This window comes from Streptomyces racemochromogenes (assembly GCF_039535215.1).
Lineage (GTDB): Bacteria > Actinomycetota > Actinomycetes > Streptomycetales > Streptomycetaceae > Streptomyces > Streptomyces racemochromogenes.
The window spans coordinates 1,986,073-2,000,148 of sequence record NZ_BAAAWT010000001.1; the positions used below are offsets into that span (position 1 = coordinate 1,986,073).

At 70.5% G+C, this 14,076-nt stretch carries 12 protein-coding genes and 1 riboswitch; of the genes, 4 read left to right on the forward strand and 8 right to left on the reverse strand.

All coding sequences use genetic code 11. The annotated features are described in order from the left end of the window. Nucleotides 1–36: 36 nt before the first annotated feature. From ABD973_RS08960 to ABD973_RS08995, 8 genes are all read right to left on the reverse strand, one after another. Entirely contained in the window at nucleotides 37–1,077 is a 1,041-nt protein-coding gene (locus ABD973_RS08960) for an ABC transporter ATP-binding protein (protein ID WP_241253388.1), read from the reverse strand. 5 nt (nucleotides 1,078–1,082) lie between these two features. Next, on the reverse strand, nucleotides 1,083–2,144 hold the full coding sequence (locus ABD973_RS08965; protein ID WP_050779917.1) for an ABC transporter ATP-binding protein: 1,062 nt from the start codon (nucleotides 2,142–2,144) through the stop codon (nucleotides 1,083–1,085). Nucleotides 2,145–2,173: 29 nt separating this feature from the next. Continuing rightward, nucleotides 2,174–3,175, reverse strand: a complete 1,002-nt coding sequence (locus tag ABD973_RS08970; RefSeq protein WP_125602150.1) for an ABC transporter permease — start codon at nucleotides 3,173–3,175, stop codon at nucleotides 2,174–2,176. 164 nt (nucleotides 3,176–3,339) lie between these two features. Then, complete coding sequence (locus tag ABD973_RS08975) at nucleotides 3,340–5,049, reverse strand: ABC transporter substrate-binding protein (RefSeq protein WP_241253602.1); 1,710 nt, start codon at nucleotides 5,047–5,049, stop codon at nucleotides 3,340–3,342. A 93-nt stretch (nucleotides 5,050–5,142) separates the two neighbouring features. Beyond that, nucleotides 5,143–6,135 carry an ABC transporter permease gene (locus ABD973_RS08980; protein ID WP_125602144.1) on the reverse strand — a complete coding sequence of 331 codons (993 nt, stop codon included), beginning with the start codon at nucleotides 6,133–6,135 and terminating at the stop codon, nucleotides 5,143–5,145. Nucleotides 6,136–6,748: 613 nt separating this feature from the next. Continuing rightward, nucleotides 6,749–7,489: an enhanced serine sensitivity protein SseB C-terminal domain-containing protein gene (locus ABD973_RS08985; RefSeq protein WP_125822574.1), complete on the reverse strand. Its 741-nt coding sequence runs from the start codon at nucleotides 7,487–7,489 to the stop codon at nucleotides 6,749–6,751. Nucleotides 7,490–7,551: 62 nt separating this feature from the next. Then, nucleotides 7,552–8,292 carry an enhanced serine sensitivity protein SseB gene (locus tag ABD973_RS08990; protein ID WP_125822573.1) on the reverse strand — a complete coding sequence of 247 codons (741 nt, stop codon included), beginning with the start codon at nucleotides 8,290–8,292 and terminating at the stop codon, nucleotides 7,552–7,554. Nucleotides 8,293–8,419: 127 nt separating this feature from the next. After that, entirely contained in the window at nucleotides 8,420–9,115 is a 696-nt protein-coding gene (locus ABD973_RS08995; RefSeq protein ID WP_386381800.1) for an AAA family ATPase, read from the reverse strand. A gap of 175 nt (nucleotides 9,116–9,290) precedes the next feature. Then, a riboswitch (glycine riboswitch) is annotated at nucleotides 9,291–9,394 on the forward strand. A 181-nt stretch (nucleotides 9,395–9,575) separates the two neighbouring features. On the opposite strand from ABD973_RS08995, the gene gcvT reads away from it, so the two are divergent. The 4 genes from gcvT (at nucleotide 9,576) to ABD973_RS09015 (ending at nucleotide 14,040) form a co-directional block, all read left to right on the forward strand. Further along, entirely contained in the window at nucleotides 9,576–10,691 is a 1,116-nt protein-coding gene (gene gcvT, locus ABD973_RS09000; RefSeq protein ID WP_125595208.1) for a glycine cleavage system aminomethyltransferase GcvT, read from the forward strand. A 79-nt stretch (nucleotides 10,692–10,770) separates the two neighbouring features. Continuing rightward, complete coding sequence (gene gcvH / locus ABD973_RS09005) at nucleotides 10,771–11,154, forward strand: glycine cleavage system protein GcvH (RefSeq protein WP_007266695.1); 384 nt, start codon at nucleotides 10,771–10,773, stop codon at nucleotides 11,152–11,154. Nucleotides 11,155–11,171: 17 nt separating this feature from the next. Then, on the forward strand, nucleotides 11,172–12,428 hold the full coding sequence (glyA, locus tag ABD973_RS09010) for a serine hydroxymethyltransferase (RefSeq protein ID WP_125822571.1): 1,257 nt from the start codon (nucleotides 11,172–11,174) through the stop codon (nucleotides 12,426–12,428). Nucleotides 12,429–12,657: 229 nt separating this feature from the next. Next, on the forward strand, nucleotides 12,658–14,040 hold the full coding sequence (locus tag ABD973_RS09015) for an L-serine ammonia-lyase (protein WP_125595205.1): 1,383 nt from the start codon (nucleotides 12,658–12,660) through the stop codon (nucleotides 14,038–14,040). Nucleotides 14,041–14,076: the final 36 nt, after the last annotated feature.

The window sequence follows — 14,076 nt, forward strand, 5'->3', positions numbered from 1 at the left end:
CGCCGGCGTGCGAGGCGGCGGGCGTGCGGCGGCGCGTCAGGAAGGCTGGTTCTCCGGGTGGTGGCAGGCCGTCTGGTGGCCCGGCTTGATCGTCAGCAGCGGCGGGTCCTGCTTCGCGCAGACCTCCGTCGCCTTCCAGCACCGCGTGTGGAAGCGGCAGCCGGCCGGCGGGGAGATCGGCGAGGGGACGTCGCCCTTGAGCAGGATGCGGCCGCTCTTCGCCCCGCGCCGCCTCGGGTCCGGGACGGGGACCGCGGACAGCAGGGCGTTCGTGTAGGGGTGCATCGGGGACTCGTACAGCGACTTGCGGTCCGCCAGCTCCACGATCTTGCCGAGGTACATCACCGCGATGCGGTCCGAGACGTGCCGGATGACCGACAGGTCGTGCGCGATGATCACGTACGTCAGGCCGAGCTCCTGCTGGAGGTCGTCCAGCAGGTTCACCACCTGCGCCTGGATCGACACGTCCAGCGCCGACACCGGCTCGTCCGCGACGACGAGCTTCGGCTTCAGCGCCAGGGCGCGGGCGATGCCGATGCGCTGGCGCTGGCCGCCGGAGAACTCGTGCGGGTAGCGGTTGTAGTGCTCCGGGTTCAGGCCGACGAGCGAGAGGAGGCGCTGGACCTCCTTCTTGACGCCGCCCTCGGGGGTGACGCCCTGGAGCTTGAAGGGGGCCGAGACGATCGCACCGACCGTGTGGCGCGGGTTCAGGGAGCCGTACGGGTCCTGGAAGATCATCTGCACGTCGCGGCGCAGCGGGCGCATGCCGGCCACGCCGAGGTGGGTGATGTCCTTGCCCTCGAACTCGATGCGGCCGCCCGTCGGCTCCAGCAGACGCGTGATGAGGCGGCCCATCGTCGACTTGCCGCAGCCGGACTCGCCGACGACGCCGAGGGTCTCACCCCGCCGGACGTCGAAGTCGATCCCGTCGACGGCCTTGACGGCGGCGCTCTGGCGGCGCAGCAGCCCCTTGTTGATGGGGAAGTGCTTGACCAGGCCGGTGACCTTCAGCAGCGGCTCCGCCTCGGCGACGGCCGTCGCCGCCGCCGAGTCCTGGGCGGCGGTGTCCTTCTTCATGTCCGTCACAGCTTCGGCGCAATCTCTTCGGTCCAGATCCGGGTCCGCTCCTCCTGCGACATGTGGCAGGCGGACCAGTGCCGGCTGTCGTCCTGGGTCAGCTCGGGCCGCTGGGTGCGGGTGATGCCCCCCTTGGGCACGTCGGCGTAGGGGCACCGGGGGTTGAACGCGCAGCCGCTCGGGATGTTGATCAGGCTGGGCGGCGAGCCCTTGACCGGGATCAGACGCTCGGTCTGGTCGCGGTCGATGCGCGGCATGGAGCCGAGCAGTCCCCAGGTGTAGGGGTGGCGGGGCTCGTAGAACACCTTCTCGGCGGTGCCGCGCTCGACGCACCGGCCGCCGTACATCACGAGGATCTCGTCGGCCATCTCGGCGACCACGCCGAGGTCGTGCGTGATCATGATGACCGCGGAGCCGAACTCCTTCTGCAGGTCGCGGATCAGGTCGAGGATCTGCGCCTGGACGGTGACGTCGAGGGCGGTGGTCGGCTCGTCCGCGATGAGCAGTTCGGGGTTGTTGACGAGCGCCATGGCGATCATCGCGCGCTGGCGCATGCCGCCGGAGAACTCGTGGGGGTACGCGTCCACGCGCCGGTGGGGCTCCGGGATGCCGACGCGGTCGAGCATCTCGACGGCGCGGGCGCGGGCCTTCTTCTTGTCGACGTCGTGGTGGGTCCGGTACGCCTCGACGATCTGCTTGCCCACGGAGTAGTACGGGTGCATCGCGGACAGCGGGTCCTGGAAGACCATGGCCATCTTGCGGCCGCGGAGCCGGCGCACGCGGTCGGCGTCGGCGCTGACCAGGTCCTCGCCGTCGAGCACGACCTCGCCCGAGATGTCCGGGCGGCTGCGGGCGTTGCCGGTGCGGTGCAGGCCCATGATGGCCAGCGAGGTCACCGACTTGCCGGAGCCGGACTCGCCCACGATGCCGAGGGTCTTGCCGCGCTCCAGGTCGAAGCTGAGGCCGTCCACGGACTTGACCAGGCCGTCGTCGGTCGGGAAGTGGACCTTGAGGTCGCGCACGGAGAGGAAGGGGGCCGCGTCGGGCGCGCCGCCCTGCTCGGGCACGAAGGCCGGCTGGTCGGAATCGTTCTTGGTCACGTCAGCCTCACGCGCGGGTCGATGACGACGTACAGCAGGTCCACGATCAGGTTGGCGAGGACCACGAACAGGGCGGCGAGCAGGGTGACGCCCATGATCACGGGAAGGTCGCCGGCGCTGATGGCGGCCACCGCGGCCGTGCCCAGGCCCTGGAAGTTGAAGGTGGTCTCGGTGAGCACCGCGCCGCCGAGGAGGCCGCCGAGGTCCAGGCCGAACATGGTGACGACCGGGGTGAGCGTGGAGCGCAGGGCGTGCTTGCGGATGACCACGCCCTCCTTGAGGCCCTTGGCGCGGGCGGTGCGGATGTAGTCCTCGCCGAGGACCTCGAGCATGGTCGCCCGGGTGATGCGGGCGTAGGTGGCGGCGAAGAGGAAGGCCAGGGTGACCCAGGGCAGGATCATGCTGTTGAGCCAGGCCACCGGATCCTCGGTCAGGGGCTGGTAGTTGGAGACGTCCAGCCAGCCGAGGCTGTAGACGAAGATCGCGGGGGCCACCATGCCGGTGAAGAAGATCGGCAGGGAGACGCCGGCGAGCGCGCCGACCATGACGGTGCGGTCGATGGCGGTGCGGCGTTTGAGTGCGGAGATCACGCCCGTGGCCACACCGGCGATCACCCAGATCACGGCCGCGCCGAGGGCGAGCGAGAGGGTGACGGGGATGCGGTCCATCATGGTTTCCCAGACGGGCGCCTCGGTCTTGAAGGAGTAACCGAAGCAGGGTGCCGCACAGTGGGTGATCTCGGTGCCGCCGTCGTAGTCACGGCCGGCGAAGATGCCCTTGACGAAGAGCAGGTACTGCTCGGAGATGGGCTTGTCGAAGCCCATCTTCACGCGGATGCCCGCCAGGGCGGTCTCGTTGGTCTCCCGGCCTGCGTACATGAGCGCGGGATCGCTGCCGGTCAGCTTCGGGACCGCGAAGAAGATGCCGAAGGTGACCACGGAGACCACCAGCAGCGTGGCGGCGACGTTGAACAGCCGCCGTATGAGGTAGACGAGCACTGCAGTCGGCCGCCCGGGGCTGGTGGCCGCCGCCCCTCGTGGGGGCGGCGGCCAGCGCCTGCGGCCTTCACCTGCCCTTCGGACTAGCGCATGTGCGGTGAAGGCACTTACTTACGTGCTGAGTTGCGGGTTGCGTGCCCGGCGGTCGGCCGGGCCGCCTGCTGCTACTGCTTGATGCCCACGGTGGCGAGGTCGATCTTGCCGAAGGACTCGTTGAAGAAGACGTTCGTCAGGCGCGGGTTGTGGTAGACGAGCGCCTTGTCGAAGTTGATCGGCAGGTAGAGCGCCTTGTCCATGACCTTCTTGTTGATCTCCGTGTAGATCGGAGCGGCGGCCTCCGGGGTGGCGGCGGCAGCGGCCTTGTCGAACAGGCCGTTGATCTCGGAGTCGTTGACCTCGGTGTAGTTGTTGTTGCCGTTCGGCAGGATGAACGATCCGTCGACCAGCGGCTGCAGGAAGCCCGCGCCGGAGTTGTAGTCGGCGCCCCAGCCCATGACGATGATGCCGTAGCCCTTCTTCTTCACGTTCTCGGGCGAACCGATCGTGGAGGAGGAGAGCTTGCCGTCGAACTGGTCGATCGTCGCCTTGATGCCGACCTTGGCGAGCGAGGCCTGGAGGGACTCGGCCGTCTTCACCTCGGGGGCGCGGTTGTTGCGCACGGCGATGACGGTCTCGAAGCCGTCGGGCTTGCCACAGGCCTTGAGGGCCTCCTTGGCCTTGGACTCCTGCGGCTTGCCCTTGGTCAGGCCGAAGGGGTCGTAGCTCTTGTCCGAGCCGGGGACGCCGGCCGGCAGCATGTTCGCGCCGAGGTCACCGCTGGTCGGGCCGCCGCGGGCGGTCTGGAGGGACTTCGGGTCGGCCGCGTAGATGACGGCCTTGCGGCACTCGATGTTGTCGAACGGCGCGACCGTCTGCGGGAAGGCGAAGTAGCGGATGTAGCCCGTGAACGGGTTGTCCGAGTTGGCCTTGAGCTTCGCGTCCTTGAGGATCTTGTTCTTCGCGGCCTGCTGGACACCGGTGCCGTCGACGGCCATGTCGATGTCGCCCGAGAGCAGGCGCTGGTCCATGTCGTCCGGGTTGGTGGTGACCGTGAAGGAGACCTTGTCCGGCAGACCCTTGCGGATCGGGTCCGTCTTCGGGTCCCAGTTCTCGTTGCGGACGAAGGTCGCGCCCTTGCCGGCGGTGAAGCTCTCGACCTTGTAGGGGCCCGTGGACACCGGCTTGTTGGTGTACGTGGCACCCGTGTCCTTGCCCACCGGGACCGGCGAGGAGGACGGCATGGCCAGCAGGTAGCTGAAGTCGGAGTTGGCGCTCGCCAGGTTGAAGACGATCGTCTTGTCGTCCGGCGTCTCGACCGTCTTCAGACCCATCTTGTTCGGGTCGGTGTCCTTGTAGGGGCCGGGGTACTTCTGGCCCTGGTCCAGGAGGTCGATGAGGTAGGTCGGGCCGCCGGACAGCACGTCCTGCGCGAAGACGCGCTCGACGCCGTACTTGATGTCCTTCGAGGTGATCGGCGTGCCGTCCTCGAACTTCACCCCGTCCTTGAGCTTCAGGGTGTAGGTCTTGCCGTCGTTGCTGATGACCGGCAGGGCCTCGGCGAGGTCGGGGACGACCTTCGTGCCGTCCTTGCCCGGCTTGGCGTCGTAGGCCAGCAGGCTGCGGACGTAGAGGCGCTGCATGTTCCAGACGAAGCCGTAGTAGGCGCGCGCCGGGTCGAGGTAGTCGACGTCCTGCGGGGACCAGAGCTTGAGCTCGCCGCCCTTGGCGTCGGAGGGGTTGATCACGGCGGTGGCGGCGCCGCTGTAGCCCTTGCCGCTGTCGCCGTCGGCCTTGTCGTCCTTCTTCGCCCCGTTGTCACCGCACGCGGCGGTCATCGAGAGCGCGGCGATCACGGCGGTGATCGCAAGGGCCTGCTTTCTGCGGGTCACGTTGTCCAACCTCCATAGGTGGTGAATCGAAGAAGCGGTTCAGCTGCCCTTGGGGTCGAGTGCGTCACGCAGCCCGTCCCCGAAGAGGTTGAACGCCAGGACGGTGATGAAGATCGTCATACCGGGAACCACCATGTACATGGGGTCGTCCTGGTAGATGGGGACGGCGTCGGAGAGCATCTTTCCCCAGGAAGCGGTGGGCGGCTTGACGCCGGCACCGAGGAAGCTGAGGGCCGCTTCGGTCAGGATGTTGGTCGGGATGATCAGCGTGGCGTACACGAGGATCGGTGCGACCAGGTTGGGCAGCAGCTCCTTGAGGAGGATGTAGCCGCGCCCGGCTCCGAGGCTGCGTGCGGCCTCGACGTACTCGCGTTCCCGCAGGGAGATCGTCTGGCCCCGGACGATGCGGCCGATGTACGGCCAGCCGAAGAAGCCGATGACGAGGATGAGCACGCCCATCCGCACGCCGGAACCCTCGAACCCCCACAAGGAGTTGGGGACCACGGAGACCAGGGCGATGGTGAACAGCAGCTGGGGGAAGGCCAGCAGCAGGTCCATCAGGCGGCTGATGATGCCGTCCACCCAGCCGCCGAGGAAGCCGGCGAGGGCGCCCAGGAGGCTTCCCAGGACGACCGAGACGAAGGCCGCCAGGAAGGCGACGACCAGCGAGATGCGGGCGCCGTAGACGATCCGGCTGAACACGTCGCGCCCGTTGGTCGGTTCGACGCCCAGCAGGAAGTCGGAACTGATGCCGCCGAAGGAGCCGAGCGGCGTGCCCAGGTCCGGGTCGATCATGTCCTCGTGGAACTCGTTGGGGTCGTGGCCCAGCAGGTTCACGATCAGCGGCGCGAAGACCGCCACCAGGATCAGGAGGATCACGATCACGCCGCCGGTGAGCGCGACCTTGTCGCGCTTGAGCCGCATCCAGGCGATGCGGCCGGGCGAGCGGCCTTCGATGGCCTTGGCAGGGACTTCGGCTACGGACACGGGTGCGGGTGTTTCCGCGCTCGTGTCGTGCAGTGGTGCCGTCATCGTGGTGGGGACCCCTCTCGGCCGACGGGTGGGTCGGCCCATGCCCGCCGCTGTGGCGGCGTTGGTGCGGAGTGGCGCTCCAGTGCTCGGGGCACGTGAACGCGTACGAGGTGCGAGGTGCTGGCAGTGCGGCCGTGCTGTGGGTGGAGCAGGGTGCGGTGCGTGCGGTGCGGTGCGGCTGAGGTGCGGGAAGTGCGGAAGCGCCGCGTCGGGACGAGCGGCGAGGTCCACGTGCCGAACCGCGTCCTGGAGGACTGACCGGCTCTTGGGTGGGGAGTCTTCATCGGGCGCTCGACCAGCCGCCAGACCCGCAGATGAATGGATGCGCAACCGTGATCTGACGCCCTGATTCCCGTTATCCGGACTCCGCTCACGGCTCAGCGGAGCAAGACCGTCCGTTCGGTACGCAAACGGACATCACGGCCAACTCTGGGGACGAGTACGCCAATTGGGCGCCCACTTGCGGCGATATCCGGACAAGACGAAGGCCGCCGGGAACCGTGGTTCCCGGCGGCCCGTGGTCCGTCGGAGGGGGCTGTCCCAGACTGCGGGCGCACCCCGGAAATCCCTGTAGGAAGCTCGGGGAAAGCGTCCCCGGGGCGCCCGCGGGGGCTCAGTAGGCGGCCGCCTGCCCCTCGCGGTCGTAGAAGGGCCGGGTCTGCGCGCGCAGCCACATCGCCACCGGGTCGTGCTCGTCCGCGAGCGCGACCGTGCACACCGGGACCCCCTCGGGCACGGCGCCGACCGACTGGCGCATCATCTCGCGTACGGATTCCAGCGCGTGCGGCGAGGCGTCGTACAGGTCGAGCCCCACCGCCAGGTACGCGGACCCCAGCGAGGGCTGCACCCAGGCGCGGCGCAGCGACCTCACGGCCGGCGTGCGGTGCGCGTGCTGGGTCAGCAGCCCGTAGAACTGCGGGAGCTCCAGGGACGGCTCGGACAGCCGCAGCGGCCCCGCCGGCATCCGGTCCAGGCCGGTGGCGACCCGGCGCAGGTCGGCCCAGGGGATGCCGAGGCCGCCGCCCTGGGCGTGCGGGTTGACCCACAGCCCCCAGCGGTCCGGGTAGAGGGCGCGGGCGATGTCCCGGCCCGTGACCACCTCGTAGCCCCGGTTCCAGCCGCTCGCGGCCAGCTCCTGCGGGGAGGTCACGCAGGGGGCGTAGCCCAGCCCCTCGACCTCCATGCCGCCGTACTGGGCGTCCGGTGAGCCCGGCTGCCCCTGCCACAGGAGCATCCACAGCCTGCCCTCGGCGAGGGCGTGCAGGAATGACTCATAGCTCTCATAGCGCCCGGGAGTCACCTGGCGCAGCATGTGCTCGACCTGCCCGGCCGCGGCCGTGCCTGACGCACTCACCCGGTACCCCTCTTCGTCTTCGTCCGCCCGTCGTCCACACGTCCCGACCAGCTTAAGCGGCGCTACGGCAGGTAGAAGGGGCGTACGCGCTCACGAATCCACTCCGTGACCGGGTCCTCGGCGGCGTCCAGCAGGATCAACTGCACGGGCCAGGGCGCCGGTACGCGGCCCAGGGCGCGGCCGAGCGCCTCCAGCGGGGCGTCGCGCAGTGCGGGATCCCATCCCAGCAGGCGGACACCGATGTAGAGCTGGGGCTCGCCGCCCTCGACGCTGGCGAGGCAGCGGTGGGCGGACGCCACGGCGCCGGTGGCCCGGAACTCCTCGGCCGCGGCCGCGAGGAAGTCGACCGGGTCGTCCTGCCAGTCGGGCTCGAAGAGCCGGACGCGGGCGCCGCCCGCCGGACCGTCGAGCTCGGTGCGGCCGGCGCGGCAGAGCTCCGCGACGGCGGCCGGGGGGAGCGGGACCCCGACGGCACCCTCGGGGTTCACGGCGATGCCGAGCTGCGGGGGCAGGCCGCGGGCGAACTCGACGGCGGGGGCGACCGCGAAGTCCATGGCGGGGCCGGCGGCGATGCGGAACTGGGCCTCCGAGCTGTAGACGGGGACGTACGCGGCGCCGTCGATCAGCATCGTGGGGAGGTCGAGGGAGGCGCTGTCGGGGCCGCCGCCGTTCGGCAGCGGCACCCAGACCTGGCCGCGGCCGAGCGCGTCGATGATCCGCGGGCCGGCGTCCGCCTGGCCGAGCGCCGCCCCGAGCACCTGCTCCAACTCGTTCGCCGGCCAGCCGTTGCCTTGCGCCTGCATCTGCCTGTGCCTCCGTGTGGTCGCGCCCTGTGTGCCCCCGAGGCTATCGGGGCCGGGCGCGCGGTGGAGCGCCGGTCCGGTGTGCGGGCTCCCGCCGCGCGGGCGGCCGTCAGTCCCGCCGGCCGGGTCAGGGGCCGAAGGTGATCCGGGTGACGGCGGCGGCCGAGGGGCGGTCCAGGAGGGTGACCGAGGCGCAGCCCCGCGGGGTGCGGCCCGCTTCCGCGGAGCGCAGGAGGCGCGAGACCGCCCCCCGGTGCCGCGCGAAGGCGTACGCCGACACCCGCCGCCCCCGGACCGCCTGCCCGGACAGCGCCTCCTCGGCGGTGGTGTCCAGCAGCAGCAGGTGCAGCCCCCGCCCCCGCCGCCGGGCGAAGGCGGCCAGCAGGCCCCGCACCCACGGCTGGGTGCCGCAGTCGTGGACCACCACAGAGGCGCCGGAGCGCAGCTCGCGCCACAGCCCCCCGTAGTGGGCGGCGCGGACCAGCGGCCGGTACACCGCGTACGGCAGGCGGGACGGCATCCGGCGCTCCCACCGCTCGCGGGTGTCCTGCGAGTCGATGGCGGCTTCGGCGGCCCGCTTGATCAGGGTGCTCTTGCCGCCGCCGGGCAGCCCGGACACCACGACGATGTCCCCGGCGGCGTAGCTCAGCCGGTGCGGCCGCGCGGACCGTCCGCGCAGGTCGCGGACGGGGCCGCCGGCGGCCGGCGTGGACCGGGCGGTGCTCCGCCGCTGCGGGGCCGCCCCGACCGCGCCTGTAGTCGTCGCCACTCCGAGTCTCCGCACAGTGATCGTCTCCCCCGAATCGGGCCGCGGGGGCCCCATGCCCGCCCCGTGTAAAGAGACGGTAATCCGACGGCCACGGTTGCGGCCGGGCATTCCACGGCGCGGACGGCCGGCCCCGTCCGGACCGCACGTTCTTCCGGGCCCCACTGCCCTCCCCGGGCCGTCCCGTGCAATGATGTGCGCCATCTGGACACCAAACTGCATACCGGCCGCTTGAATCCGCGCGGGAGAGTCCCGGCAGGCCGCGAGGCCGTGCCCGGGCGCCGAAGGAGCAAGTACCTCCCTTGAATCTCTCAGGCCCCGTACCGCGTGGATGAGGCAGATCTGAAAAGCGAGCCCCGCCGCGTCCGTCCCCGACGGCCGCCCGGCGCGTGCTCCACCCAAGGTGCAAGTCGGCGTTCCCCCTGGCGGGAACTCTCGGCGAACCTCTCAGGTTCCGATGACAGATGGGGAGGAACCTCCTCGTCATGTCATGCCCTGGGACCCGGGAGCCACACCCATGAGCACTGCCCCCCGCCTGACCGCGCTCGACGCGCTGCACCGCTCGCTCGGTGCCACCATGACCGACTTCGCGGGCTGGGACATGCCGCTGCGCTACGCCAGTGAGCGCGACGAGCACAACGCCGTACGCACCAAGGCCGGCCTCTTCGACCTGTCGCACATGGGCGAGATCACCCTGACCGGCCCGGAGGCCGTGAAGGCGCTGGACTACGCGCTGGTCGGGAACATCTCCACCGTCGGTGTCGGCCGCGCCCGCTACACGCACATCTGCCAGGAGGACGGCGGGATCCTCGACGACCTGATCGTCTACCGCCTGGGCGAGACCGAGTACATGGTCGTCGCCAACGCCTCCAACGCCCAGGTCGTGCTGGACGCGCTCACCGAGCGCGCGGCCGGCTTCGACACCGAGGTCCGCGACGACCGTGACGCGTACGCGCTGATCGCCGTCCAGGGCCCGGAGTCCCCCGGCATCCTGAAGTCCCTCACGGACGCCGACCTGGACGGCCTGAAGTACTACGCCGGCCTGCCGGGCACTGTCGCGGGCGTGCCCGCGCTGATCGCCCGTACCGGCTACACCGGCGAGGACGGCTTCGAGCTGTTCGTCTCTCCCGCTCACGCCGTGGAGCTGTGGCAGGCGCTGACCGAGGCGGGCAAGGACGCCGGTCTGGTGCCGGCCGGCCTGTCCTGCCGCGACACGCTGCGCCTGGAGGCGGGCATGCCGCTGTACGGGCACGAGCTGACGACCGCGCTGACCCCCTTCGACGCCGGGCTGGGCCGGGTCGTGAAGTTCGAGAAGGAGGGCGACTTCGTCGGCCGCGCCGCCCTGGAGGCCGCCGCCGAGGTCGCCGCCACCAAGCCGCCGCGCAAGCTGGTCGGCCTGGTCGCCGAGGGCCGCCGCGTCCCGCGCGCCGGCTTCCCCGTGGTCGCGGGCGGCGAGGTCATCGGCGAGGTGACCTCGGGCGCCCCCTCCCCCACCCTGGGCAAGCCGATCGCGATGGCGTACGTCGACGCGGAGCACGCCGCGCCCGGCACCTCCGGCGTCGGCGTCGACATTCGCGGTACGCATGAGCCGTACGAGGTCGTGGCCCTGCCCTTCTACAAGCGGCAGAAGTAGCCCTCGTACCGGGTCCCCCCGTCTCAGCACGCAAGACCACCGTTCGTATCCACCTCCCCGCATCCAGGAGAATCAGGTCATGAGCAACCCCCAGCAGCTGCGTTACACCAAGGAGCACGAGTGGCTGTCGGCCGTCGAGGACGGCGTCGCGACGGTCGGCATCACGGAGTTCGCGGCCAACGCGCTCGGTGACGTCGTCTACGCCCAGCTCCCCGAGGTCGGCGAGACCGTCACCGAGGGCGAGACCTGTGGCGAGCTGGAGTCGACCAAGTCGGTCAGCGACCTGTACTCCCCCGTCTCCGGTGAGATCACGGAGTTCAACCAGGACGTCGTGGACGACCCGTCGCTGGTGAACTCCGCCCCGTTCGAGGGTGGCTGGCTGTTCAAGGTGCGCCTGTCGGAGGAGCCGAAGGACGCGCTCTCCGCCGACGAGTACGCCGCGCTCACCCACTCCGACAACTGACACCCCAGGGGCCCTGAATGTCCGTTCTGAACACCCCCCTCCACGAGCTCGACCCCGACGTCGCCGCCGCCGTCGACGCGGAGCTCGCGCGCCAGCAGTCGACCCTGGAAATGATCGCGTCGGAGAACTTCGCTCCGGTCGCCGTCATGGAGGCCCAGGGCTCGGTCCTGACCAACAAGTACGCCGAGGGCTACCCGGGCCGCCGCTACTACGGCGGCTGCGAGCACGTCGACGTGGTCGAGCAGATCGCGATCGACCGCATCAAGGCGCTGTTCGGCGCCGAGGCCGCGAACGTCCAGCCGCACTCGGGTGCGCAGGCCAACGCCGCCGCGATGTTCGCGCTGCTGAAGCCGGGCGACACGATCATGGGCCTGAACCTGGCCCACGGCGGTCACCTGACCCACGGCATGAAGATCAACTTCTCCGGCAAGCTCTACAACGTGGTCCCGTACCACGTCGGCGAGGACGGCCAGGTCGACATGGCCGAGGTCGAGCGCCTGGCCAAGGAGTCCAAGCCGCAGCTGATCGTCGCCGGCTGGTCCGCGTACCCGCGCCAGCTGGACTTCGCCGCGTTCCGCCGGATCGCGGACGAGGTCGGCGCGTACCTGATGGTCGACATGGCGCACTTCGCCGGCCTGGTCGCCGCGGGTCTGCACCCGAACCCGGTGCCGCACGCCCACGTCGTCACCACCACCACGCACAAGACCCTCGGCGGTCCGCGCGGCGGTGTCATCCTGTCGACGCAGGAGCTGGCCAAGAAGATCAACTCCGCGGTCTTCCCGGGCCAGCAGGGCGGTCCGCTGGAGCACGTGATCGCGGCCAAGGCCGTCTCCTTCAAGGTCGCGGCCTCGCCGGAGTTCAAGGAGCGCCAGGAGCGCACCCTGGAGGGCGCGAAGATCCTCGCCGCCCGCCTGGTCCAGGACGACGTCAAGGCCGTGGGCGTGGACGTCCTCACCGGCGGCACCGACGTGCACCTGGTCCTGGTCGACCTGCGCGACTCGGAGCTGGACGGCCAGCAGGCCGAGGACCGCCTCCACGAGGTCGGCATCACGGTCAACCGGAACGCCATCCCGAACGACCCGCGGCCGCCGATGGTCACCTCGGGCCTGCGGATCGGTACGCCGGCCCTCGCGACCCGCGGTTTCGACGCCGAGGCCTTCACCGAGGTCGCCGAGATCATCGCGCAGGCGCTGAAGCCGGAGTACGACGCCGCCGACCTCAAGGCGCGCGTCTCGGCCCTGGCCGCGAAGTTCCCGCTGTACCCGTCGCTCTAGGCGCGGTTTCCGGGGCCCGGCCTTGTTCTCCACAAGGCCGGGCCCTTTCCATGACCGCAACCCGGCACCGGAACGCGATCCGGCTCACGCCTGACGGCCCCGTCCGGGAGGCGAACCGTTCATCTCCACGCGTTACGCTCGTCTGCCGGACAAAATCCGCAGATCCCCCTTCTTGATCACCACACCCCTGCCCCCTCCCCACCCCACGAGCAGACAAGGGAGTCCGCCAGTGGCCATCTCCGTCTTCGACCTCTTCTCCATCGGCATCGGCCCGTCCTCCTCCCACACGGTCGGCCCGATGCGCGCGGCGCGCATGTTCGTGACGCGGCTGAAGAAGGACGGCGTCCTCGCCCAGACCGCCGCCGTGCGGGCGGAGCTCTTCGGCTCCCTCGGCGCGACCGGCCACGGCCACGGCACGCCCAAGGCGGTCCTGCTGGGCCTGGAGGGCCACTCCCCCCGCACCGTGGACGTCGAGTCCGCCGACGACGAGGTGGAGCGCATCCGCAAGAGCGGCAAGCTGCGGCTGCTGGGCGCGGAGATAGGCGGTGCCCACGAGATCGACTTCGACGAGCCGAGCCAGCTGATCCTGCACCGCCGCCGCTCGCTGCCCTACCACGCGAACGGCATGACCCTCTTCGCGTACGACGCCTCCGGCGCGCCGCTGCTGGAGAAGACGTACTACTCCGTGGGCGGCGGCTTCGTCGTGGACGAGGACGCGGTCGGCGAGGACCGGATCAAGCTCGACGACACCGTGCTGAAGTACCCCTTCCGCTCCGGTGACGAGATGCTGCGCCTGGCGAACGAGACGGGCCTGTCGATCTCCTCCCTGATGCTGGAGAACGAGAAGGCCTGGCGCACCGAGGAGGAGATCCGCGAGGGCCTGCTGGAGATCTGGCGCGTCATGCAGTCCTGCGTCTCGCGCGGCATGTCCCGCGAGGGCATCCTCCCGGGCGGCCTGCGCGTCAAGCGCCGCGCCGCGTCCACGGCGCGCCAGCTGCGCACCGAGGGCGACCCGATGATGCACCGCAGCGAGTGGACGACGATCTACGCGATGGCCGTCAACGAGGAGAACGCCGCGGGCGGCCGCGTCGTCACCGCGCCCACGAACGGCGCCGCGGGCGTCCTGCCGGCCGTCCTGCACTACTACGTGAACTTCGTGCCCGGCGCGGACGAGGACGGCGTGGTCCGCTTCCTGCTGGCCGCCGGGGCGATCGGCATGCTCTTCAAGGAGAACGCCTCGATCTCCGGCGCCGAGGTCGGCTGCCAGGGCGAGGTCGGCTCGGCCTGCTCGATGGCGGCCGGTGCCCTCGCCGAGGTGCTGGGCGGCACCCCCGAGCAGGTCGAGAACGCCGCCGAGATCGGCATGGAGCACAACCTCGGCCTGACCTGCGACCCGGTGGGCGGCCTGGTCCAGATCCCCTGCATCGAGCGCAACGGCATGGCCGCCGTCAAGGCCGTCACCGCCGCGAAGATGGCGATGCGCGGGGACGGCAGCCACAAGGTCTCCCTCGACAAGGTCATCAAGACCATGAAGGAGACCGGCGCCGACATGAAGATCAAGTACAAGGAGACGGCGCGCGGCGGCCTCGCGGTCAACGTCATCGAGTGCTGATCAGCGACGTGCGCGCATGATCACCGGGCCCGTCCT